Source organism: Streptomyces sp. Pv4-95, from assembly GCF_045782725.1.
In the GTDB taxonomy this organism is placed as follows: Bacteria; Actinomycetota; Actinomycetes; order Streptomycetales; family Streptomycetaceae; genus Streptomyces.
Genome location: NZ_CP127172.1, coordinates 8,460,385 through 8,481,913, shown reverse-complemented (window position 1 = coordinate 8,481,913; position 21,529 = coordinate 8,460,385). Strand labels below are relative to the sequence as shown.

The 21,529-nt window shown below is 68.8% G+C and carries 20 protein-coding genes and 1 pseudogene; 10 read left to right on the top strand and 11 right to left on the bottom strand.

Going from position 1 to position 21,529, the window contains the following annotated elements:
* Positions 1–1,107 precede the first annotated feature (1,107 nt).
* The 3 genes from QOM21_RS37345 to QOM21_RS37335 all read left to right on the top strand — a co-directional run bounded on the left by QOM21_RS37345 (position 1,108) and on the right by QOM21_RS37335 (position 4,373).
* Positions 1,108–3,693 (top strand): Helicase associated domain protein, encoded by a 2,586-nt coding sequence (locus tag QOM21_RS37345; protein ID WP_407547407.1) that lies wholly within the window; start codon positions 1,108–1,110, stop codon positions 3,691–3,693.
* Positions 3,694–3,921: 228 nt separating this feature from the next.
* A complete protein-coding gene (locus QOM21_RS37340) occupies positions 3,922–4,227 on the top strand; it encodes a hypothetical protein (RefSeq protein ID WP_407547408.1) in 306 nt (101 codons plus the stop codon).
* A complete protein-coding gene (locus QOM21_RS37335) occupies positions 4,221–4,373 on the top strand; it encodes a hypothetical protein (RefSeq protein ID WP_407547409.1) in 153 nt (50 codons plus the stop codon). Before QOM21_RS37340 ends, QOM21_RS37335 begins: the two co-directional genes overlap by 7 nt.
* 203 nt (positions 4,374–4,576) lie before the next feature.
* Here QOM21_RS37335 and QOM21_RS37330 read toward each other — a convergent pair whose 3' ends face one another.
* The 5 genes from QOM21_RS37330 to QOM21_RS37310 form a co-directional block, all read right to left on the bottom strand.
* On the bottom strand, positions 4,577–5,617 hold the full coding sequence (locus QOM21_RS37330; protein ID WP_407547410.1) for a YaaC family protein: 1,041 nt from the start codon (positions 5,615–5,617) through the stop codon (positions 4,577–4,579).
* Between the two features lie 359 nt (positions 5,618–5,976).
* On the bottom strand, positions 5,977–6,093 hold the full coding sequence (locus tag QOM21_RS37325) for a helix-turn-helix domain-containing protein (RefSeq protein ID WP_407556023.1): 117 nt from the start codon (positions 6,091–6,093) through the stop codon (positions 5,977–5,979).
* Between the two features lie 135 nt (positions 6,094–6,228).
* The gene (locus QOM21_RS37320) at positions 6,229–6,714 is read right to left on the bottom strand and encodes a MarR family winged helix-turn-helix transcriptional regulator (RefSeq protein WP_407547411.1); all 486 of its coding nucleotides are present in this window, start codon (positions 6,712–6,714) and stop codon (positions 6,229–6,231) included.
* Positions 6,715–7,659: 945 nt separating this feature from the next.
* On the bottom strand, positions 7,660–8,265 hold the full coding sequence (locus QOM21_RS37315) for a dihydrofolate reductase family protein (RefSeq protein WP_407555528.1): 606 nt from the start codon (positions 8,263–8,265) through the stop codon (positions 7,660–7,662).
* A gap of 1,256 nt (positions 8,266–9,521) precedes the next feature.
* Positions 9,522–10,016, bottom strand: coding sequence for a cupin domain-containing protein (locus tag QOM21_RS37310; protein WP_407555527.1), 495 nt, complete (start codon positions 10,014–10,016; stop codon positions 9,522–9,524).
* Between the two features lie 81 nt (positions 10,017–10,097).
* On the opposite strand from QOM21_RS37310, the gene QOM21_RS37305 reads away from it, so the two are divergent.
* The 5 genes from QOM21_RS37305 to QOM21_RS37285 all read left to right on the top strand — a co-directional run bounded on the left by QOM21_RS37305 (position 10,098) and on the right by QOM21_RS37285 (position 15,927).
* A complete protein-coding gene (locus tag QOM21_RS37305; protein WP_407555526.1) occupies positions 10,098–10,949 on the top strand; it encodes a LysR substrate-binding domain-containing protein in 852 nt (283 codons plus the stop codon).
* A gap of 313 nt (positions 10,950–11,262) precedes the next feature.
* Positions 11,263–12,162: a tyrosine-protein phosphatase gene (locus QOM21_RS37300; RefSeq protein WP_407555525.1), complete on the top strand. Its 900-nt coding sequence runs from the start codon at positions 11,263–11,265 to the stop codon at positions 12,160–12,162.
* Between the two features lie 1,562 nt (positions 12,163–13,724).
* Positions 13,725–14,615 carry a replication-relaxation family protein gene (locus QOM21_RS37295; RefSeq protein ID WP_407555524.1) on the top strand — a complete coding sequence of 297 codons (891 nt, stop codon included), beginning with the start codon at positions 13,725–13,727 and terminating at the stop codon, positions 14,613–14,615.
* 153 nt (positions 14,616–14,768) lie between these two features.
* Positions 14,769–15,128 (top strand): hypothetical protein, encoded by a 360-nt coding sequence (locus QOM21_RS37290; RefSeq protein WP_407555523.1) that lies wholly within the window; start codon positions 14,769–14,771, stop codon positions 15,126–15,128.
* The gene (locus QOM21_RS37285) at positions 15,100–15,927 is read left to right on the top strand and encodes a phosphotransferase (RefSeq protein ID WP_407555522.1); all 828 of its coding nucleotides are present in this window, start codon (positions 15,100–15,102) and stop codon (positions 15,925–15,927) included. The genes QOM21_RS37290 and QOM21_RS37285 overlap by 29 nt, the downstream gene beginning before the upstream one ends.
* Before the next feature lie 177 nt (positions 15,928–16,104).
* Here the strand turns inward: QOM21_RS37285 and QOM21_RS37280 are convergent.
* A pseudogene (locus QOM21_RS37280) lies at positions 16,105–16,302 on the bottom strand (hypothetical protein); the annotation flags it as partial.
* Positions 16,303–16,369: 67 nt separating this feature from the next.
* Between QOM21_RS37280 and QOM21_RS37275 the strand changes: the two are divergent.
* Positions 16,370–16,780: a hypothetical protein gene (locus QOM21_RS37275; protein WP_407555521.1), complete on the top strand. Its 411-nt coding sequence runs from the start codon at positions 16,370–16,372 to the stop codon at positions 16,778–16,780.
* 51 nt (positions 16,781–16,831) lie between these two features.
* Here QOM21_RS37275 and QOM21_RS37270 read toward each other — a convergent pair whose 3' ends face one another.
* From QOM21_RS37270 to QOM21_RS37260, 3 genes are all read right to left on the bottom strand, one after another.
* Positions 16,832–17,248 (bottom strand): tail fiber domain-containing protein, encoded by a 417-nt coding sequence (locus QOM21_RS37270; RefSeq protein WP_407555520.1) that lies wholly within the window; start codon positions 17,246–17,248, stop codon positions 16,832–16,834.
* Positions 17,248–17,682 carry a hypothetical protein gene (locus tag QOM21_RS37265; protein WP_407555519.1) on the bottom strand — a complete coding sequence of 145 codons (435 nt, stop codon included), beginning with the start codon at positions 17,680–17,682 and terminating at the stop codon, positions 17,248–17,250. The genes QOM21_RS37270 and QOM21_RS37265 overlap by 1 nt, the downstream gene beginning before the upstream one ends.
* Before the next feature lie 126 nt (positions 17,683–17,808).
* Positions 17,809–18,483 carry a hypothetical protein gene (locus QOM21_RS37260; RefSeq protein WP_407555518.1) on the bottom strand — a complete coding sequence of 225 codons (675 nt, stop codon included), beginning with the start codon at positions 18,481–18,483 and terminating at the stop codon, positions 17,809–17,811.
* Positions 18,484–18,758: 275 nt separating this feature from the next.
* Here QOM21_RS37260 and QOM21_RS37255 point away from each other — a divergent pair, with 275 nt between their 5' ends.
* Entirely contained in the window at positions 18,759–19,010 is a 252-nt protein-coding gene (locus QOM21_RS37255) for a hypothetical protein (protein WP_407555517.1), read from the top strand.
* A gap of 435 nt (positions 19,011–19,445) precedes the next feature.
* On the opposite strand, the gene QOM21_RS37250 is transcribed toward QOM21_RS37255, so the two are convergent.
* A complete protein-coding gene (locus QOM21_RS37250; protein WP_407555516.1) occupies positions 19,446–20,348 on the bottom strand; it encodes a hypothetical protein in 903 nt (300 codons plus the stop codon).
* 191 nt (positions 20,349–20,539) lie between these two features.
* A complete protein-coding gene (locus tag QOM21_RS37245) occupies positions 20,540–20,698 on the bottom strand; it encodes a hypothetical protein (RefSeq protein ID WP_407555515.1) in 159 nt (52 codons plus the stop codon).
* Positions 20,699–21,529: the final 831 nt, after the last annotated feature.

Sequence of the window (21,529 nt, the reverse complement as noted above, 5' to 3'; positions counted from 1 at the left end):
CCCGCGGAGCGGGTACCACAGCGCTGCGCGCTGTGCAAGCGAACACCACCGCTTCGCGGTGGTGTTGCGCACCCGCTCCGCGGGTGCGAACCCCCGTGCTGCGCACGGGGGTTGCGGTTCGCTTCGCTCACCGAAGCCCGGCTAGGCCGGGCCGGCCCCTTCCGCTTCGCTCCAGGGGCGGTCGGGCGGTCGGTCTGGGTGTTGGTTGGGCCGGCCGGTTCTGGGCTGGCCTGACGGTGGGTCCGCTTCGCTCCCCCACCTCAAGGCCCCTTCGGCTTCGCCTTCAGGGCCTGACGCCCGCTCACGCGGGCGGGGCCGGCTACCAGGAAGCGCTGGCGGGTGGGGCTGATGAGGGGTCAGGGGCGCTGAGTATGTTCACCTTCCCGCGGACGGGTGCCGCTCGGCTGCACTTCGCGGGTTTCCTCCTCGTCCCTCCAGGCTTCGCGCCAGGCCCTCCGGGCTCGTTTAAACGACTCGGCAAGCTCAGGCTGCTGGTCGAGCAAGCCCTTGCATGCGAAGACGAGGATGCTTGCCACGCCGGTGGTGGCGAGGATTGTCAGGATGACGGCAGAGTCCACTGGTCGGATGCCCTTCCCCTTCCAGGTGGCCGGACATCTGCGCAGGCAGACTCAGTCCGACCACATGCTTGTGGCCCGAACTGAGTCTCTGCCGACACATAGGCTCTGCGCCGGTGGTTCGTCTCCGCCCCCATGAGCCCCTGGGTGTCGGCCTTCAGGGCTTTATCGGCAAACGTTGACCACCTTGCGCACGGCCAGAATACGGACCCCGCTCTCGGAGCGTCAACGCTCCGTCATCGCGCGACCGGCCGCATCCTGACGGGACGCTGCGTGAGCCGGCCATGGAGCAGTAGGGTTTGACCGTGGCGCAATGCTTCAAAGTTTGGTTTCGGATAGACTCTGGAATGAAGGTGTACCCGTATTTGGTGTGACTGCGGCGCTCTTCAGGCCTTCGCATCGGTCCGAGCGCGCACTCGAGGGCATCGCGGAGGGCGAAGTTCGAGAAGTAACTTGCTTGTGGTTGCACGGGTACTTGCTGGCATCTCGCGCGAGATGCGCCCCTATCGATTCGTCCAGGAGGCTGAGCATCATGGGAGCAAGAGAGCTCCGGGCTCACCAGCGGGAAGCCGTGGACGCGGTTTTGCGTGCACTCGAATTCTCTGCAAAATCCCTTGCCCCGGAGCGAGGGCTCCGCACTCAGGTCGTCATGGCCACCGGATCCGGCAAGACCCTTGTGGCCGTCCGCAGCGCAGAGGAGCTCCACGCGGGCCGTGTGCTGGTGCTCGTGCCCTCCCTCGACCTGCTCGCCCAGACCGAGATCGCGTGGCGCGAGGGAGGCCGCCGAGGCCCGATGATCGGCGTCTCCTCCCTGCGGGGCGAAGAGGCAGGCTTCCCCAACACCACAGACGTCGACGAGCTGGTGGAGTGGACACGCGGCCTGGACAAGGTCACCGTGTACGCCACGTACGCGTCTTTGGGGCTGGGCACGCTGGAGCGCGCACACGCCGCCGGCTTGCCGGGCTGGGACCTCGTCGTGGTCGACGAGGCGCACCGCACCTCCGGGCGGATCGGCAAGCCCTGGGCAGTCATCCACGACAACCAGAAGATCCCCTCCCTGCGCCGGCTCTACATGACCGCCACACCACGCCTCTGGCAACTCGACGAAGACCAGGAGCAGCAGGGCGTCCCGGGTGAGCTGGTCGCGTCGATGGAGGACGACCCTGGCTCGCCGTTCGGCAGCAGGGCGTTCACGTTGACGCTTTCGGAGGCGATCGACCGGGGTATCTGTGCCCCCTACCAGGTCGTCTGTGTCGATGTGACGGACACCCAGCACCAGGCCGCGGTGCTGCTCGGCGCGGACGGACGATCAGATGAGGTGCGCGGAGCCCGCCTTGCCGCCTTGCAGACGGCTCTGGTGAAGGCGTCCGCGGAGGAGAGCTTCCGGCGCACGCTGGTGTTCCACCACGTCGTCAAAGAAGCCGAAGGCTTCGCAGCCGGCCTGCCCGACGTCGCCGCCCAACTGCACGACAGCGACCCCGAGCTCTACCCGGCAACGGTGTGGGCCGACTGGCTGTGCGGAGAGCACAAGCCGCTGCACCGCCGCCGCGTCCTGGGCGAGTTCGCCGACGGGATCGCTACGGACGGCACCGTGGTGGAGAAGGCGTACCTGGGGTCGGTGAAGGTGCTCGGGGAAGGCGTCGACACCAAAGACTGCGACTCCGTGTACTTCGCCGACGTCCGCGGCTCTATGCCCGACCTCGTCCAAGCCGTGGGCCGAGCACTGCGCATGCAGCCCGGTGAGGGAAAGGTCGCGAGCCTCGTGGTACCCGTGCTCCTTGGGCCCGGGGAGAGCGCGGACAACATGCTGACGTCGAAGGCGTACGGCGGACTCGCGAAGCTCTTGGAGGCGCTCAGAGCACACGACGCCCGCGTGGTGGAGGTACTCGCCGAACCCCAGGCCCAAAGCCCCGTCAGAGGCGTACAGAGCCGCTCAAGCGGCCAACAGGGCCTGGGAGCAGCAGAGCAAGGCGGGCTATCAACGCCGGCCCAGGCACTCCTGAAATTCTCCACGCCGCGCGATCCCGCGCAGTTGGCGGCGTTCATCAACCTGCGGGTGCTCAATCCCGAGCACGAGCACTGGCGGCGGGGAGTGGAGGCTGCCGTCGTCTACAACCGGCTCCACGGCGACCTGCGGGTGCCCTTCGCCTACCGCATCCCCGCCCCGGACGACGCCCACGCGGCGACGGAGAGGCAGACGGAGGTGGAGGTGGAGACGCGGGGGGAGGAAGAGACGGAGGCTTGGCCGGCCTCCCTGGCAGGCTTCCCGCTCGGGCAGTGGACCGCCGATGCCCGCCGCCTCTACGCCCGGGGCGACATGGACGCCGACCGCGTCGCGCAGCTGGAGAAGCTGGGCATGGTGTGGTCGCACTTCGATGTCGCCTGGGAGGAGGGCCTGACCGCGGCGCGTGGATGGGCTGCTGAACACGGGCACCTGTTGGCGCCGTTGGATGCCACCTACCGGGGAGCGAAGGTCGGGGTCTGGCTCAAGAACCAGCGCGCCGCCGCCCGCAAGGCCGCCGAGATCGAACAGCGGCGCGCCGAAGGCCTGCCCGTGGAATCGTCGGCCGGCGCGCTGACACAGGCACGGCGTGAGCAGCTGGAGGAGATCGACGCGTCCTGGTGCCCGGCGTGGTCGGTGACCTGGCAGCGCTCGTTCCACCTCATCCGACAGCACCTCGACGCCGGCAGAACGCTTCCCCTCACGGCCGGCGAGCTCGTACGCCAAGGCGAAGACCTCAGACGATGGGTGAGGGCGCAACGGCACGGGTGGGACAAGCTCACCCCCGTGCAGCAATGGCTGTGCCAACATGTCCTCGGCATCGAACCCGCCGCCGAGGACCAGAAGCCCAAGCCGCGTACCAGCCAGGCACAGAAATGGGCGCTGCACCTCACCGCCGCCCGACAGTTCTTCGAGCGCGAAGGACACCTGAAGGTGCCACGCAAACACGTCGAAACCATCACCCTGAGCACGGCCCACGGCGAGGACGACGACCAGGAGCAGCAGGACGTCACACTCAAACTCGGCGCATGGATCAGCAACCAACGCAGCCGGGCTGCAGCGCTGTCCCCGGAGCGCGTAGAACAACTCTCCGCCATCGGAATGCGCTGGACATGAAGGACGACGTAGCCGCCGTGGCAGCCGAGCTCGCGGCCGGCTATCTGCTCGGGCGGCTGGGCCCGTGGCGTCGACTGGGCGATGGGCGTCCGATCAGATCCGCTTCACCGCACCGCGCACCAGCTGGCGCATCATGCACGCCCCAGCCACCGAGACCCGGGTGCCGGCGCCCATACGCGATCCGGACTGGATCGCCCACCGCACCCAGGCAGACAAGGGAGGAGCAGCATGAGCACCGAACAGCACGACGCGGCCCCGTACGGGGAAGAGCTGGCAAGCATCGGCCAGCACGAGGCCTTCCTGGCGGCGGCGCTGAGGTGCACGTGGGCCCTGACCGACCCGGGCAACTTCCTCATCCCCGAGGCGTGGGAGGAGATCCTTAAGTTGGTCCTCAGCGCTGTGCGCGAGGACGAGCGGGACGGCTACGCACATCGCCTGGAGGCATCCGCCGAACAGCACCGCGAGCGCCTGAGAGGCTGCTGCGCGCGTACGGGCCGGGCAGCGCGCCCGCCTCGCACGGCCGGTACATGCTAGTCAGCCGGCCCGAGAGCCTGATCATCTGCGAACGGATGGAGGCCGACCCGCTCCTCCTGCGCAGCCGGTGGAACAGGGAGCTGGAGGACGTCCCACTGGACGACCTCGAGTTCGCGTGGGGACCGCGCATCCGCCTCAGCAGGTGAGCAGCCGGGAATGAGCAGCGGGGCCGGGCAGGGTGATCCTGCCCGGCCCCGCTGTCGTCGGTCAGCCGAAGCCGAGCGTCTCCTGTGCGAAGTTGGCCGCGGCCGGGCTGGGCGGGGGCGGCAGTGCGTATAGGCCGCAAGTTCATCGGTGAACCTGGCGCGCCCTGGGTTCTCGCCCGGGGCTTCGTGCTGTGCGCCTTCGCTCAGGTGCTCACCTCGGCGATGGTGTCCGCGATCAGGACAGGCAGGTGGTTGATGGCGCGTTCGAGGAGCCGTTCGATCGGGACCGCGTGCTGGCTGTTGTCGACGCTGATGAGCTTGCCCCAGACCGCGGGTTGGTAGCGGGAGAGCATGGACAGTGCGTACAGGACTGCCCACCAGGCCATCAGCGGGTGCAGCTCTCGCTTCATCGGGGGGTGGACAGGCAGGAAGTACCGGTCTCCGGCGTAGCTGCGGGTCATGGCTCGCAGGTAGGCCGTCCGTCCGGCTCCGGTGGCCAGTCCGTCGAATCCGGTCCCCGCCCCCTGGGGCATCTGCCAGTTGATCGTCATTTCGCCCCTGTCGGGCGCGCGGCGACTGTACTCCGGAGGCGCCTCCGGCCCGACGCCGGTGGTCACGTAGCTCTCGTGTCGAGCGACGGCCGGATACGAGGTCAGGAAGTCGGCCAGCGCCTCACGGGTGCCGGCATCGATGACCCGGTCGGGGATGTTGCCCACGTAGGCGCTCAGGAGGGAGTGCTCGTGGATGCCGACGCTGGCCTCGTCGACGTACAGCGGGGTGAGCCGGTCCCTGGTGGTGAGCGGGTAGCGGAGGTTCGGGGGCAGCAGGTCCCACACGTCCTCCAGGCGCAGCGGGTCCGTCTCCCACACCGGTGAGTCGAGTACCTCACTGACCTTCACGAAGCTGCCCTGGGTTCCGGGCGGGTCGGTGCGTATCTCGATGTCAGGGAAGGGCAGATGGAAGCCCGTGGTTTTGATCCCGTGGGAGTCGAGGCGCCAGTCCTGGCCCTTGAGGGACCAAGCGGCGGCCGCGATGGCGCGGCCAGCCTGGCTGAGGCCGTAGAAGACCGGGACCGGGCGCGTAGCCGGGCCCACGACGGCAGCGGCCTGGAACAGCTGCTGAGCCTGCTCCAGGGCTGCCGAGTACGTCTTGCGGCGGGAGCCGGTGTTGGCTCTGGCTGGTGGATCGGAACGGCTGGCCCGCAGCCGCTCCCACGCCTGATCGGCGCCGAGATCGCTGTGCATGTCCAGGGACGCTACCCGGCTCCGAGCAGTCCCCGCGGGGGATTTCTCCGCTGCCGTATGGCCGGCCGAAGTCGAGCTTTGCCGGCGGCCGGTTGAGGGATGGTGCGCCGCCTTGCTGCCAGCCGGCCTCGGTTCGTGGTTGTGCCGACAACGCGAACGAGGTCCTTGCACAGGAGCGCAACAGTGCACCTGGGCCTCTGGCCCGGGCGGCTCCCTTCCCTCGGTGAGTAGAAAGCTGCCTGTCTGGTGAAACATCCGCCTTCCTCACCTACATAACCCTGAGTGGACAACGGGGCTCGGAGCACGTTCCGGGCCCGGTTCGCCGAACGCGAGCCTCGGCTGTGGCGGCCACAGGCCTGTTACCGCATCTGGCACGAGCGGCTTCGGTGCGGGGCGTGGGTGACGAGCCCGTGGCGTTCCAGGGCTTGCAGGTGGTAGGCGACCGTCGAGGCAGACAGGGCGACCGCTTCGGCGATCTCCGGCAGAACTCTGCGGACGGGAAGCCGGCCCCGGACCTGGTCGTGGGGCGCCTGTCCGGCGGATCATGCTGGACAGGCACCGGTCCGGGGAGCCGGGAGGCGCGAGCGGGGAGCCGGGGCCGTGCGCCCGGATCAGTGGTGCCACGCGTCGCCCTTCACGTTGTGGATCATGCGCTGCAGGACCTTGAGAGCGCGGGCGTACTCTTCGCCCGGAATACCCTCGTGCACCTGGCGGCGCAGCTCCAACTGCCGTGCCGCCGCACGGGCGTACAGCTCCGCCCCCGACTCGGTCCGCAGCAGGTGCCCGTCCTCGTCCTGGGAGAGAAGGCCCCGGGCGACGAGGCTGTCGATGTCGCCGGGCAGGTCATCGCCGGGGCCCGGGTAATAGCTGAGGAATTCGGTCAGTTCCGCGCGGCCCCAGCCCTTCGGGCGCTGGCTGAGGTGGTGCAGGACCCACCAGGCGGGCTGGGTCAGGCCAAGGGCGCCGAGCGCGGTCCGGATGTTGTGGACGACGGCCTGGCCGGCCGCGTTGGCCCAGTATCCGATGGGCTGGGCGATGAGGCCGGCGTCGTCATGGGAGGGGACGAAGGGAGCTGAGATGCTGCTCGAAGTGGACATGGGAAGAACATAGAAACTCAACTTGACTTGAGGTCAAGCACCTTGACGGGGCGGACCGGAGCCGACGGACGGACTTGTCCAGACCGGCGCAGTGGTTGCCGCTCTGCACCACTCAGATCTCCCCGCCCCGGAGTAAACAGGCGGCGCGCACCCTCACCCGGTACGCCGCCTCCACATCGCCATTGACCGCCCTCCCAGCAGCCACCAGCGTCCTCAACTGACATGGCGCATGACGGTGTCGGGGCGGCAGACCGGGCAGGGCTCCGCGTTCTCGGGTCGGCCTGCTGGAGTGCTTCGGGTCTCGCTCAGGAGGCGGTCGCCGAGGCATTGGGCGCAGTCATCGCGGTGGACGTAGTCGGCTGTGCTCGTGCGGGGTGCGTCGTAGATGCGCCGGCGCCGGCGCTCGTGCGCAGTCGGCGGGTCGAGACGGCTGTAGTCCTCGTCGGGCAGGGGCTGGACGAGGGGTACGGGGCGCTGAAAGAGATGACCCGGGAGGTGAGGGCGGCACCGTTGCGGCCGTGCTCGTCGCAGTCGGGTATCTCAATCTCCAGCTCGCACCACCACGCCCCACCCGGTCGCAGCCCCATCCCATGGCATGCGGCCAGACTCCATCACTCAATTCGAACGACGGCCTCTCTCCGTGGCTTCCGAAGCCATGAACATGCGACGCCCGTTCTCGGGTTCTGGCTCACCTGGCTTCGTTCACGTTGAGCGACAGCACTTGTGCATGAGTTCCGGCGGCAGTTGGTGATCAATCCGGTGGGAGATGTTCACGAGTTTTGACAGCACCGTCGTGCTGCCGCCGTGTCTGGGGAACACAACCCCTGCTCCTCAAGTAGACCTGGATCGGGCGTCCTGACGTTGGCCGTTCGCCCCCTATAAGGTCTTGCTCCGCGCCCGCCGACGCCGACCTGACGGCCGTCCAGACCGGCGGACGGGGCGACGTCACGCAGGGATGCCGAGCGGCGGGTGCTCGAGCACGCGGGGCTTGTACTCGACCAGCTGGATGCGGCCGTCGAAGGTGCGGTGCTCGATCATCTCGAGGGCAACGTCCGGATAGCCGTCGTAGATGCGTTCTTCGCCCGTGGCCCCGGTGATCACCGGGAACATCACGACCCGGAAGCGGTCGACGAGTCCGGCACGTAGCAGGGACCGGCACAGGCTGAGGCTGCCGATCGTGCTGAGGAGCCCAGAGCCACTCGACTTCATGGCGCGAACCGCCTCAACGGCGTCGTCGCGGACGAGCGTGCAGTTGGCCCACGTCAGTGGCTCCTCGAGTGAGGAGGAGAACACCACCTTGGACGCCCTCGTGAGCTCGTCGACGGACGCCTCTTCCTCGGGCCTGAACTCGTCCTGGCCATTCGGGACCTTGCCCGCGGCGAAGCCCGACATCTGCCGATAGGTGTTCGCTCCCATCAGGTGGGTGGCCTCGGGCTGCTCGCCGAGCCATGCGAGGTACTCCGGGCCCTCGAGGCCCCAGAACCCGGGCCACCCCTCTCCCGATGCGTGGCCGTCGAGGGAGGTGATGAAGTCGACGAGAAGCTCCGACATGGCAGTGTCCTTTCCTGGGTGTCACTAGCTTGGACCGGCCGGGAGCCACAAACTCATCGGCCGCGCTGTGGAGTAGCGAGAAACCCATGACGCTGCAGCCGATCAGGTCGGCAGAGCGGCACCACTTCGGAGAGCCCGGAACCTATATGATTGCCCTATGCACGCAGTTGGGAACGATCTCCACGCGATTTGGCACGGCGGATTGACTTCCATCAAAACCCCAGCCCAGCCCCACCCGCGAACGGCCCAGAAAGGCATCCGCAGGTTCCGCGCATGACTGATGAGGCTGAGTAGGCCGCGCAAACCGCGATAGATGGAGAGACGCGGCTTCCCGATCCCGAGGCTCGTGCTCCTCCAGCCCGTGCCCTGGAGCTGGATCCTGAGTTGACCGAAATCGTGAACATCACCCAGCCAGAGAACCGAGCGCCTCCCAAACCCATGAACACCCGCTGTCACGAGACGTCAACAGAGCCAGGGCCCCACCGGCGGTCACGGCACCGGCCAGGGAATGGCTCTGCACGAACGCCAGGATGCCCGAAACTACGCCCAAACCGGCTGAGCCCAGCAGAACGGTGAAGACGTGCAGACTCAACAGCGGGTGCTCGGCGGACGGCGGCGTCGGAGCCGGCTGCGACTGCGGCGCCGGGGCGAGCAGCGACTGAGGAGCTCAGTCGGTCGGGTTGGCAGGCATGACGATCCTTCGGTCGTAGACGAATGGGGCTCCCCGAGGCGCCTTTCGGTGGTCCGGTCGGCGCGAGGTTGCTGACTCGGTTTTTGTACTCGCGGCGGGCCTTGCGCTGGGCCGGGAACGCCGGGGCGCTCCTCGCCGCCGTCGAGCGGCTGGCAGCGGGCGAGGAGCTGGCGGTGCACGGCGGGGACGGCGCTGACGCGCAGGGTGTAGCCCTGGCCGCGCCGTACAGTCACCCCGTGGTCGCGGGCGGTTCGCTCGGCGGGCTCCAGTTCGACGGCACGGAGAAAGTCGGCGACCTTGCCGGGCATGTCGAGGGTGACCGGCAGCTCCGGGGCCGGGACGTCCTCTGCGCGATGGCGGTGTGCGGTAGAAGAGCGCGAGCAGTCCCGCGACGATCCAGTAGGCGATGTTCATGGTCCCGTTCTTGGGCCCCGGTTCGCGGGGGCCTGTCGATTGCGTCGAGTGCTGGGGAAGCCCCGGGAGAAGGCCGGTTGGGACGCGAATGGCGGGAGCGCTACGCCCCCAGGTCGAAGGAGGGCGGCCAAGCCGTTCCGTCCCGTCCGCTTCAGGTGAGGTCGGTGGCGGGCTGTGTCGCGTAGCGGCTCATCGCGTCGATGTTGGCCTGCGGCGTCAGCGGCCGACCGCCGGCGAGCACCTCCTGAAGGTCTCGGAAGTACTTCACGTACAGGTCGGGGGTGAATGTGCTGAGCATGACGGCGGGTTGGTCGGTCAGGTTGGCGAAGGTGTGCGGAGTGCCGGGCGGAACCATGACGAGCGTCCCCTCGGTGGCGTCGTAGTCCTCGTCCCCGACGGTGAAGCGCACGTTGCCGGAGAGGACGTAGAAGCCCTCGTCGTGTTGGCCATGGCGGTGCTGCGGCGGACCCTGCGTGTGCGGGGCGAGGACGGACTCGGTGATCGCGAGGCGGTGCCCGGTGTGGCTGCCGTCCTCCAGGACGCGCATGCGCGTGGTGCCCAGAACGATCGTCTCGCCGTCGCGGGGACCCACCACCGATACGGCGGGGTCGGCCTGCGGCTCGCTGGTCTTGGTTTCTTCGGTCATGTTCACGAGTGCACCGCTTGGACCTCCCCGGTGTCCAAGACCTCTTCGGCAGCGCCGATACCCCATGGGTATCGTTGCAGCGTGGAGCTACGGACGTTGCGCTACTTCGTGGCGGTCGCCGAGGAACTCCACTTCGGCCGGGCCGCCACCCGACTGCATATGAGTCAGCCGCCGCTGAGCCGGGCGATCAGGCAGTTGGAAGCCGAGGTCGGGGCGCTGCTCTTGATCCGCTCGACCACCGGCGTCACGCTCACTCCGGTGGGCACGGTGCTGCTCGACGAGGCGCGAGCCCTCCTCGACCACGCCGACCGCGTCCGGGTACGCGTGAGCGCAGCAGCCGGCGTCGCGACCATCACCGTCGGCATCCTGGGCGACGGCACCGACCCCGGAGTGGCCAGGCTGGCCGCCGCCTACCGCCGAACCCACCCCGGAGTCGACATCCGCATCCGCGACACCGATCTGACTGACCCGACGTGTGGACTGCGCGCTGGACTGGTCGACGTCGCCCTCACCCGGGCGCCGTTCGACGAGACCGCCCTGACGGTGCGTACGCTGCGGACCGATCCGGTCGGCGTGGTCCTGCGCGCCGACGATCCGCTGGCCCGCCGCGATGGGCTGCGGCTGGCCGAGCTGCGCGACCGCCGCTGGTTCCAGTTTCCGCAGGGCACCGACCCCCGCTGGCAGTCGTACTGGAACGGTGGCAGGCCGCGCGAGGGACCGGTGGTGCGCGCCGTCCAGGAATGCCTGCAGGCTGTGCTGTGGAACGGCACGATCGGCCTGGCCCCCCTCGGACACACCCTGCCCGCCGAGTTCACCGTGATACCGCTGATCGACATGGCACCGAGCCGAGTGGTGGCGGTGTGGAACGAAGGAGACTCCAACCCGTTGATCCGATCACTCATCGAGATCGCGACAGCCGCGTACCGCCACTGAGCATCGGCAACGACGCTGCCGCAACTCGTGAACAATTCGAACGCTGCAGCCCTTGACCGCCACCCGAAATTACGTCAACGGCAGCCAACCGCGCGGCGCTCCCGAACCGCAAGCGACAGCACCCGCACTCCCCGATCCCACCGCGCCCGGCCCTCACCGCACGCGCCCCGCCTTTCAGCCTCACCCTGAACCCGGCTCGCGCAGGTCCCCAAGGTCTGCGCAAGTCTCGTCTGGCTGCGGGCATTGCCTTCTTTGGCCGGCGTCGCTACCTTCCGGCCCTCCCCTTATACAAGGAGCGCCCATGCGGATGGGAATGCGGCTTCTCGCCACGGCGCTGGCTGCTGCCGGCCTGCTCGCCCCCGCCGGCGCGCAGGCAGCCCCGGCGGGGCAGGGCGCAGCTGTGTACGGCGCGCACCGGATTTCGGCAGCCGAAGTCGTGCCGGTGCCGGGCACGGTGAACCTGCGGGACGTGGGCGGCTACCGCACGGTGGACGGCGAGAGCACCAGGCGAGGTGTGCTGTACCGCTCCGAGTCGTTGTCGGATCTGCCGCCCGAAGGAGTCGCTACTCTGGCCCGGCTAGGGCTGGGCAGCGCGATCGACCTGCGTACCGCACCGGAGGTACAGGCGGACGGGCCGGACAAGCTACCTGCCGGGGTGACGGCGGTGCCCCTGGCCGTGGACGATCTCAGTCTCTTCGCGTTCATCGGCCAGGTGGTGCGCAGCAAGGATCCCTTGTATCAGCAAGCGCAGCTCGGGGAGGGGAAGGCGGCCGCGCGGATGCGGGGCCTGTACCGGGGGTTCGTCACCAACCCGGCCAACCGTGCCGCGCTCGGTGCCGCGATCAAGCACGTGGCGGTCTCGACACGGCCGGTGCTTTTCCATTGCTCGGCAGGCAAGGACCGCACCGGAGTTCTCGCGGACACGATCCTGCGGGCGGTCGGCGTCCCCGCATCGACGAGCGAGGGCGACTACCTGCTGTCCAACGAACTACGCGCCGCCACGGACCAGGCGCTGCGCGAGCAGCTGAAGGCCGCGGGCTACATGGAAAACCCTGACCTGCTCATCCCACTGCAGCGCGTGGAGACCTCGTACCTGGCGGCCTTCCGCGCCCAGGCCGTCGCTTCATACGGCAGCTTCGGGAAGTTCCTGCGCAACGGACTGGGCATCGACGCCCTGACGATTCTCACGTTGCGGTCGCGGATCGTGACGTGAGAGCCGCCGCCCACGCAAGTGCGGCGCCCCTCTCGCGCAGGCATACGCCGCCGGTCCCTTCTTCACCGTCACCTCTGGCCCTGGGATACTGCGCCCGCGCTCCGCACCCCCTCCCTCGATAAGAGTGAGGGCCTGCGTGCGCTAATCGTCAAGGCACTTGGGGTACTTCGAGCCCCGGTGACAGTCGCGGTAGTCGTACTTATGACCCGGAACTTCTTCTCCTTGCCCTCCTTCTTCGGCTCGACGACCAGATAAAACTTCTTCCCGTCCTTGGTCTCACCGGTGACACGGCCTGCAGGGCCGTGGCCAACATCCTGTGCGCAGCCGGCGAGTGCGAGGGCGGCGACTGCCACGAGGGTGGGGGCGAGGGCAAGGCGACGCATGTCGCGCTCCGATCAAATGTGAGAGCACGGCAGTCCAAAGGAAGCCCGGCATCCGGGCTTTGGCCCTGTACGGCCCGACGCACCCAGCGTCTCGCGCCGGCAGGCCACACAAGAGCCGCACTACGCACCGCGATTCCCCAGACGCCCAACTTGAGGCTGCCGCCCCCAGAAGCCACCGACGGCACCGCGCGCCGCCCCGCACCACGCCCACGCCGGGCACCACCCGGCCAACACCCGACCACCAGCACAGCGCAGCGACCCACCGAGACCGACACCACACCGCCCCACCCCGCCAACCCACACCATCAACAGGCATCAGGGCAACGTACGGAGGGATGTCGGAATCTCCGACGCCACTTACCAAGGGCCCTGACCTGCGGTTACGCGCCCATGTCGCTCTCTGTGACACAGCCCCGGATACAGCCGCCGTAACAGCCCGCAGTACAACTCCCGCCACAACTGCCCACTGACGCCGAAAGCAGCGGCTCCCCGGCGCCCGGCCGCCCGGGCCAGGGTGCGCCCCGAAGGTGCAAACCCGCCCTACGGGTGCGCGGGAGGACGCCCGCAGCGATCCAATGCCGTGAGCGAGAAGGCGGCCGGAGGGCTTGCTCCATGGCCTGCACGACGGAGTCAACTCACGTGCGAGCCCTGACGATGCGACGTCGCGAGAGTCTGGGGGCGTGCCGGCGGGGACCTGATGCGCGACGTGTACGGCCAGCGCTCGGCCGCATCGACATCGCGCCGAGGCTTCACCACCGCCGCCGATGTGGAAGGCGGGAAGACGATTCTCGACGTCATCCGTACGGCTCGGCCCGATGATGCGGTGTTCGGCGAGGAGAGTGAGCAGCCCGGTGTCGCCGGCGTTGGCGCCTGTAGTTGGGGAGCCCGTGTGCGGCACGCTGAACCACGCCGTCGGCGACATGGTGGTGGCCCGTGTCGTGTTCGCCCACCGCCGAATCCGTTCGCCCTTGCAGGCGGGCAGCTTGTCCAAGATGAGGTAGACCGGTGGACTGCTTACCGCAGCCCCGACCTCGTGGTAAGCGGTCCGGGGTGCAGATGTAGCCGCATTGAGACCGCACAGGGCGCTGGTGGTAAGTGGGGCGGTAAGCCTGGCGCGTGCAGTGGAGTCCGTGGCCGACACGGCCGCAGCGCTGCTGCACACCACCCCGGGAGACCACCATGCCCCAGACCTCGCCCCCGACCCCCGCCCAGACGCTGCGTGAGCAGGCCCTGGCCTGTCTCTTCCAGCACCGTGCGGTCCGGACCGACCAGCTGCAGCGGATGCTGCAGCCCGCACCCCACATCGAATCACTGCGCCGGACCTTGCGCGCTCTGCGCCGTGCGGCACTGGCCGAGTCCGACGACCGACGCCACCAGCCCAGCGTGTGGGCCCTGACCCCGGCAGGCCGCGCCCTGGTGCTCACCTGGCCTCAGTTCCGCGGCCGCCGCACCTACCGCAATGCCCTTGCCTCAGCCCACAACGCACACACCCTGACCGTGACCCGCACCGCCCTCGCATTCCTGTCCGATGCCCAGGTGAGGGGAGACGAGCTGACGCCGCTGGACTGGACACCGGAAGTCGCCCACCCCATCCGCGACGGAGCGGGAGACGGCGAGCGCATGCTGATCGCCGACGCACTGCTGCGCTACACCCGCAACACACCGACACGGGCCCTGCTGCGCGCCTTCATCGAAGTCGACCGCGCGACGGAGTCATCCGAGCGGCTCGCCTCCAAGGTCATCACCTACGCCCGGTTTCACAGTCACGTTCCCGTCCTGGGCCGACGTGGCAACGGCGCCGCCCCCTCCGGTCTGCGCCCGTGGCAGCGCAGCTATGCGGTCTTTCCCAGGCTGCTGTTCGTGCTGACCGGCGCCGGCCCTCGGGCGCTGGCGCAGCGGGTGTCGGACCTGCGCTCGATGGTGTGGGAGCACCCCTTGACCGAGCGGTTCGCCGCGGAGGTGGCGGTGGGGGCTGCGGTGCTGGAGGAGTTGGAGGAGCGGGGGCCTTCGGCTGCGGTGTGGTGGCCGCTGGACGGTCGCACCGGGCGCTGCAGCTGGATGGAGCTGTGAGCGCCGTCCGGCCGGCAGCGACAGCCGGACACCTGAGCTCGTACGGCATCGCCAGCTGGTCCGGCTTCACCACGGAGCTGCTTACTTACCGTCAGGGAGCTGGACCCTCTGGCCACCGAGGCCGCCGGCTCCCCCGACCACCACCTGCGTGCTGTGCAGCTGCCCGTCAGCCTGGTCGAAGCCGACGCATTCGAGCAAGCGCTCGACGGCCGCGGACCGATCGGTGAGGCAGCCGAGCGCGGCTGGCAGGCCTTCGCCTCCGCGCCTCTGCACGGCGGCGAACTCGTGCGGGCAGCAACCGACGATCTTGCCGCCCTGTTGCGGCCGGGGCTGTCCGTCGCGCAGGCCTGCTTGCTGGCGGCCGCCTCCTGCCCAGGGGTGACGAAAGTTCTGCTGTCGGCATCAACTCCGGCACACTGGGAGGCCGCTCGCGCCGCCCTCGGCCAGACGGCCATCCCGCCCCGGACCCTGCGGAAGGTGTGCGATGTACTCGCCCCCCACCACCCAAGCTGACGAACACCGCGCCCTCGCCGCACAGCAAGAGGCAAGCGCCGCACTCGGCGTCACCGTCGAGGGACCGCAGCTGTGGGGCTACCAGGGCCGCACCCTCGGACAGAAGGCACACCACCCCGACCACGGAGCATGCTGGCTGCGGCTGATCTCCGCACCCGTCGAGCACGCGAAAGGGAAGCTGTGGGAGGGCACACGGGACGCCGCCGCTGCCTTCCCCGGGGTGCGCAAACCCGCCCTGTACGGCATCCACGACGGAGCAGAGCGCCACGGCATCGCCTACCGCGCCGAACTCACCGCCTTCACCGACTCCCCCACCTGCGCGCCCGAGCCGGTGCTGACAGGTGAGCTGGAGCTGCCGGAGACGTGGTGGAAGTCCCTGTCCGCCGATCTGGAGACCATCGCCGCCACGCCCACCGAGCGGGTCGCGGTACGTCGGCAGTGGATCGACCGCGCACTCCCCCAACACGCGGGCGTCTCGGCGCCGGCCGATATCGACTGGGCCACCGCTCACGGCGACTGCCACTTCGCCAACCTCACCACCAGCGGCCCGACCCTGCTGGATTTCGAAGGCTTCGGGCTGGCACCGGTCGGCTACGACCCGGCGCTGCTGTACGCCTACTCCCTCCTCGCACCCCAGACCGCCCACCGCATCCGCACCCAATTCCCCATCCTCGACACCCCCACCGGCCACACCGCACTCCTCGTCGTCGCAGCCGACCTCCTCCAATCCGCCTCCCGCGGCGACCACCCCGAACTCATCAACCCCCTGCACATCCTCGTAGCATCCGTCGCGCACTAGCCAGAGCGGAGACAACCCGACAGCGGCACGTCGCGGTCGTCACGTGTTGCTGGTGCGCTCTCATGGGCACGAAGGCGAATGGCGCCATCGGCCTCCTCCATCCCCCCGGCCCGACCAGCCGACTCTGGTCGTCCATCAGCTCAAATGGGAGCGCCGGCTGTGGAGATCCCCAGAGGGTTACCGGGTCCTGAAGCGGCGGAAGAGGTTTCGGGCCACGTACACCCCAGGGCCACCGAAGCCGACGATGTCGACACGCCCGTCACCGGTGACGTCGGCGAGGAAACGGGGGTGGCGGCCGACCCGCCACCCGCCCGCGTCCTCGTTGTATCCGAACCCCCGGCACACCAGTTGAGCCTGCTCGAAGTGACCGTCGCCGCGCCCGCACCGCCACGCGCCTCGCCGTGGTCACCGAGGCCGGCCTGCTGCCCCGGCGCTGCGGGACATGATCGTCTGTGGTCCCCGTCGACCTGCGCGTCGCCACCCTCGACGTCCGCATCGCCCGCATCCTGCGCGACGCCGGCACCAACACCGGCGTCGACGAGCGGGCGCACTCCTCGCGGCGGAGATCCGCACCTCAGGACTCGCGTTCGCCGACGCCAAGATCGAGCTGGCTCTGGCCTTCCACCACGTGGTCCGCGACGACCAGGAACAGGTCACCGCCAGCATCAGCCGGCTGTGCGAGATGACCTGCGAGGACTACTACGCCTACTACGCCGACATCGCCCACTTCATGGCCGGACTCCCTCTCGATGCAGCTTCAGCCGCGCAATGGCTCGACGGTCGGCAGGCCACCCGTGACCGCTGGCGCGCCCTAGTCACCACCCGCTGGACGCACCTGCGCGCCACTCGCTGAGAACAATGCGCTGGCGGCCCTCTCTGTCGGCGGGGGCGGAGGCGTCGTGGGTCAGGTGTGCGTGGGGGCTGTGCCCTCCTGGGTGGTGCGCTGTTCCAGCTGGTCGAGGCGCTCGCGCAGCTGTGCGGTCTCCTGCTGGGATTCCTTAAGGAGGCGGTGCAGGGCCTGAATGCAGACGATGGCCACTCCGTTGGTGTCGGTGCAGCAGATCGTCTTGTTGTTCTCGCCGACGCCGAAGGCGTCCCACCAGTCCTGTGCCATCGGTCCCAGGTGCCGGACTTGAGCAGGATCCCAGTGATAGCGCCAGGTACTCACGGGCAGGGCCAGTGCCGCTTCCAGTACCTGGAATCCGTTGACCGCCGCACTGTGGTGTACCGCGTCCGGTGTCGCCTCGCTGGCCGGACCGGACGCGGCCGCCGGGCTCGTGCTGCGACGGCCTGCGGCGAACTGCCGCAACCAGGCGATCACTAGGCCCACGCCACCCCGACAACGTCCCGCTTCAGCGCCCGATCCGAGAGGACGACGGGCACGATGCCGGGGCTCACGACAGCGGGGTGAGCGACGCCGGCGGGCACGACGGCGTTGTGGCCGGCGGGGAGGAAGTGGCCGTGGGCGTGGTTCATACCGCGGGTGGTGACGCTGACGGGGAGCGCAGTGCCCTGGTAGACGGCGATCGGGTTGCCCTGCGGGTCGACAACGACGATCTCGCCGGGAATTGCTGTGCCGTTGCTGAGGGTGATTTCCGGAGTGGCGTTCACGTATCGGATCGTCAGCGTCCCGACGGTCGCGGCCTCCTCGGACTTCTCAGGCATCTCTGGCACCTCGTCGTTCGGCTCCGTGATCATGCGGATGCCCTCACTCGTCGACGCTTCATCCTTCTCGGACGTCTTCTTCTCACCCATGACAAGAATCCTCTCGGTAGTCGGGCGACTACAATAAGTGCAAGGTCCAGTAGGGCGGGCACGCGGCGAGAGCTGCGAGTACTACGTGTAGTGCGCAGGGCCTGGCCTGATCGGCTGGTGAACTCCCTAGTCGTCGAAGGGACTGCGCGCATCGACCTTGTACGTCAGCTCGTAGCGGGCGCCAGCGTCGTTGAAACGGGCCACCTGAAAGCCGGCGCCCGCGAGGGACCCGATCAGCTGGACCGAGCCGATGACGTCCTCCACGCTGCCCTCCTCGTTGGGCCTGACCACTACCTCCACCGCCGCAGGGCCGGGCAGAGGACGGGTGACGTCCAGCTCCCACGTCTCCCCTTGCTCCATTTCGCGCCGGGCGACCTGTTCGCCGTTCCACCGCAGCGTGACCACGTCGAGCTCGGGCACCCCGGGAATGTTGTGATTCGAGCGCGGCGACTCGCAGAAGATCCAGCTGAGGGTCCCGTCCTCGCGGGCGTGGACGGGCGGGGGGTCGTCGGTCTGGCGGACCTTGTACGTCAGCTCGTACTGAGCCCCGGCCTCGTCGAAGTGAGTCACGTGGAAGTCAGTGCCGGTGATGCCCGTACCCACGTCGGCTTCGCTCAGTTGCACGGAGCCGATGACGTCCTCGACGCTGCCCTCCTCGTTGGGCCTGACCACTACCTCCACCGTCGCCGGGCCGAGCAGAGGACGGGTGACGTCAAGAGTCCATGTCTGCCCGGTCTCCATTTCACGCCGGGCGACCTGTTCGCCGTCCCACCGCAGCGTGACCACGTCGAGCTCGGGCACCCCGGGAATGTTGTGATTCGAGCGCGGCGACTGGCAGTGGATCCAGTTCAGGATTCCCTCGTAGGACGGCATCGGTGTTCGCCTCCGGGCTGTGGCGTCATGTCCCGAACACCGTCCGTCTCCCCCGGGCGCACCGCCACCGGATTCCGCCAAGCGGACCTCGCGCGCCGCCGTGCCGCCCACCGGACCGGCTGACGGCCGACTGGGTGTCCTCGACGCGCGCCGTGACGGCCTGCCTGTGAGGCTGAGGTTCACCATCCGGAGAGGGAGGAAGCATGCCTGCCATCGACCCTTGCAAGCAGGCCAAAGAGGCCCTTGAGAAGGCGAAGCACAACCAGAAACGCCGCGCGACGGAATTGGACGAAGAGAAGCACAAGCTTGCCCAGTTGCAGGCCGCACAGCCTCCTGACCCCAAGGCGATCGCCGCCCAGGAGGCCGAGGTCGAGACCGCCAAGAAGCGTTTGGGGACGGCGAGGGACAAAGTCAGGGAAGCCCAGGAGCGGGTGGACGAGATCTGCTCGCCCTAAGCGGCGTTCAGCGGGTTGGTGATTGGTCCGTCCGGGACGGATCCGGCCCGCGCGGGGCCGGCCCAGGATGAAGGCCTGCGCCGCAGGAGCCATGCCGGTTACGCCGATGACGGCTGCGTCGACGGTGTGGCGCTGACGCCACTTCACCCGCCCCGAACCGCCCCGGCCACCCGCATAGCGCGACTGCCGCGGCTTCGCGACGGAGCCCTCCACACCGCCGAGGGCGCCGACCCATCCCGTCGCCACCGCCACGTCACCAGTGGAAGGACGGGCTGCAGGGTCGCCCGTCGTCGGGGGCCTGCAAGAGGGCGGCCCTGCGCTCGTCGTACGGCCGACGTCGCCGGCCGGCGGCCTTCTGCTGGGGCGCGCACGCCCCAGCGACGTGTCTCAGCGGAAGTGAACCGGCGGGTAACCCCGCGTGGGGTTGGCGTGTGCTTACGCACTCTCCGACGTAAAAGTGGTGAGCGGAAGGGCTGCGGTGTCTTTCGCGGGTCGTGACAGGTGCAGTTCGGTGTGGAAGTAACCGTCGGTCTCCCTGCCTTGAGGATCCTCACCGGCGGCAGTCACCGCGGTGATGGCATACCGCTGCTCATGCACGCTCGTGAAGCGGCGCTGCCGGTAGCTCGGAGCAGCCGCTTTCTCGGTGATGAGGCCGTACGGTGTCAGCCCGTCAGCGATGTGGCGGTAGGAGCCGGTACGCAGAACGAACGCCGCGATCCACACCTGTTCGTGAGCGGCGGCGAGGAGCGGTTGCAAGGTGCGTGGGGACAGGAAGCTCGCTCCGCCCGTGACGGTGACCACAAGGGTCGGCTGCACTGCGCGCAGGAGAGCGGGGGTGGGCGGAGCCGCTTCGAGGTTCTCGGCGAAGCCTTCGTCCAGCAGACCGACAGCGAGAGCGTAGGAGATGGCGTTCGCAGCAATGTCGAGCCCGATCACCCGATGCGCGTCGGGACGTCGATGAGCCGCGTAATAGGCACGGTCCCACTCGATCAGCTCCGCTGTCGTGAGCGCTGCGGCCTGCGGGGACGTGTAGTGGGCATAAAGGTCCTCCAGGGTGAGGTCGTGGTTGAGGAGGGCCGCGTTGATCCCGTACGAGCAGCAGAGGTCCAGCACAGTGAGCGGGGCGGCGGCGCGGGCGGCGGCCACGCGCCGGAACACCGCCTGTGCGTGGTGAGGCGTCTGGTAGTCCCAGCGGCCCAGCAGGCGGAAGAAGTGCCGGGGGTCTGGCTGGTCGTACGCCTCGTCGAACGAGGTCATCTCCGTCTGGCCGCAGGCGGTTGCATCGCCTGGTGCGGCGCTTTCCAGGTTTCCTTGGCCTTCGTATCGCGCATGAGCCATCGCAGTGTCCCTTCCCTGGCTGGGCCGCCCTGCATCCCGGCAAGGAGTACCGCTTGGCCGAGGGGCGGGGAAGGGCGCATCGACGAATCCAGCCATACCCGTGTCACGGCCGGAGAGCCCGAATTTCCGCCTGCAGTGATGCTTGATGAGCTCACAGCCCGAGGGCTGCGTGAGCACGCTCAGCCGGCCGGCTACGGATCCGCCGCGTGGAAGAGGGCCAGCAGGCCCCGGGCGGGCAGGGTGTCCGCGTCGAAGAACTGCGTGGCCAGAGCGGGTGGCACGGCCGTTCCGTGCATGCGGACCTCGTGATACCTGAAGCAGAACGTCGCCTCGAACAGCACCAGGTCCAAAGACTCCTCGCATGCCCGAACACTCCAACCTGAGGAGAAGCCGCAGCGGTGTTGTTCGCTGCCGGGCAAGTTCTCCTTCAAGGCCAAACGTCGGCGGCCTCCCTGCCGACCCAATGGGCGACCGCCCTGCCGGGCTACCCAACGCCCCCCTTGGCCGGGAGGGCGGAGACCTGACGACCTCGATCAGCACAGCGGCGGCAAAGGCTTCGGCGGGGAGCTGCATTCGCGCAGTCCGCCCCGCCGGCCCGGGCAGGCAGCCAAAGCATGCGTAAGGGAATCTGCCACGCGAAAGCCCAGCGCACAGCCCTCAGCAGCACAACTCCCCCGCATGGCCCGTCTCAGACTTGAGCCGAGGCCCATTCTGGATTTGCAAACCAGGTTGTCCACTCACCGACTACGGGAGGCGAGCGTCGGCGACACTCTCGTCTCCTACGTTCGGGTGCCCGACGACGTCATCTCACGCCCTGACCGTCGCGTTGATGCGCGCTTACGCGTCACGCACCGGCGCATGACGGCTTGCGATTCCACTGGTTCGCGCATCGACTCGTGGCCCGCGCGCTCGCGAGGCCACGGTCAACACGGGTCAGACTATGAGGCAGCGGTCGCACAGGGCGGTCGCTTGTCGGCAAGAAGGCCTGTCGGGATCACCTGTGCCCGCACCGCATGCGCCCTCGCGTTCTGGGTGCGGGACCTCTGTGGCGGGTGCTCCGTGCGCGGAGGGACGGGACATGCCTGCTCCAACATCGGACCCGGCTGACGCGCTGGATGGGCCACCACAAATCGTGCCCGACGCGGGGGCTGGCGCCGGCCCGCCAAAGGCGGACGACGCGG

Coding starts and splice junctions, on each gene's coding strand:
- QOM21_RS37345 (WP_407547407.1), top strand. CDS start 1,108: ATGGGAGCAAGAGAGCTCCGGGCTCACCAGCGGGAAGCCGTGGACGCG.
- QOM21_RS37340 (WP_407547408.1), top strand. CDS start 3,922: ATGAGCACCGAACAGCACGACGCGGCCCCGTACGGGGAAGAGCTGGCA.
- QOM21_RS37335 (WP_407547409.1), top strand. CDS start 4,221: ATGCTAGTCAGCCGGCCCGAGAGCCTGATCATCTGCGAACGGATGGAG.
- QOM21_RS37330 (WP_407547410.1), bottom strand. CDS start 5,617: ATGCACAGCGATCTCGGCGCCGATCAGGCGTGGGAGCGGCTGCGGGCC.
- QOM21_RS37320 (WP_407547411.1), bottom strand. CDS start 6,714: ATGTCCACTTCGAGCAGCATCTCAGCTCCCTTCGTCCCCTCCCATGAC.
- QOM21_RS37315 (WP_407555528.1), bottom strand. CDS start 8,265: ATGTCGGAGCTTCTCGTCGACTTCATCACCTCCCTCGACGGCCACGCA.
- QOM21_RS37310 (WP_407555527.1), bottom strand. CDS start 10,016: ATGACCGAAGAAACCAAGACCAGCGAGCCGCAGGCCGACCCCGCCGTA.
- QOM21_RS37300 (WP_407555525.1), top strand. CDS start 11,263: ATGCGGCTTCTCGCCACGGCGCTGGCTGCTGCCGGCCTGCTCGCCCCC.
- QOM21_RS37295 (WP_407555524.1), top strand. CDS start 13,725: ATGCCCCAGACCTCGCCCCCGACCCCCGCCCAGACGCTGCGTGAGCAG.
- QOM21_RS37285 (WP_407555522.1), top strand. CDS start 15,100: ATGTACTCGCCCCCCACCACCCAAGCTGACGAACACCGCGCCCTCGCC.
- QOM21_RS37275 (WP_407555521.1), top strand. CDS start 16,370: ATGATCGTCTGTGGTCCCCGTCGACCTGCGCGTCGCCACCCTCGACGT.
- QOM21_RS37265 (WP_407555519.1), bottom strand. CDS start 17,682: ATGGGTGAGAAGAAGACGTCCGAGAAGGATGAAGCGTCGACGAGTGAG.
- QOM21_RS37255 (WP_407555517.1), top strand. CDS start 18,759: ATGCCTGCCATCGACCCTTGCAAGCAGGCCAAAGAGGCCCTTGAGAAG.
- QOM21_RS37250 (WP_407555516.1), bottom strand. CDS start 20,348: ATGGCTCATGCGCGATACGAAGGCCAAGGAAACCTGGAAAGCGCCGCA.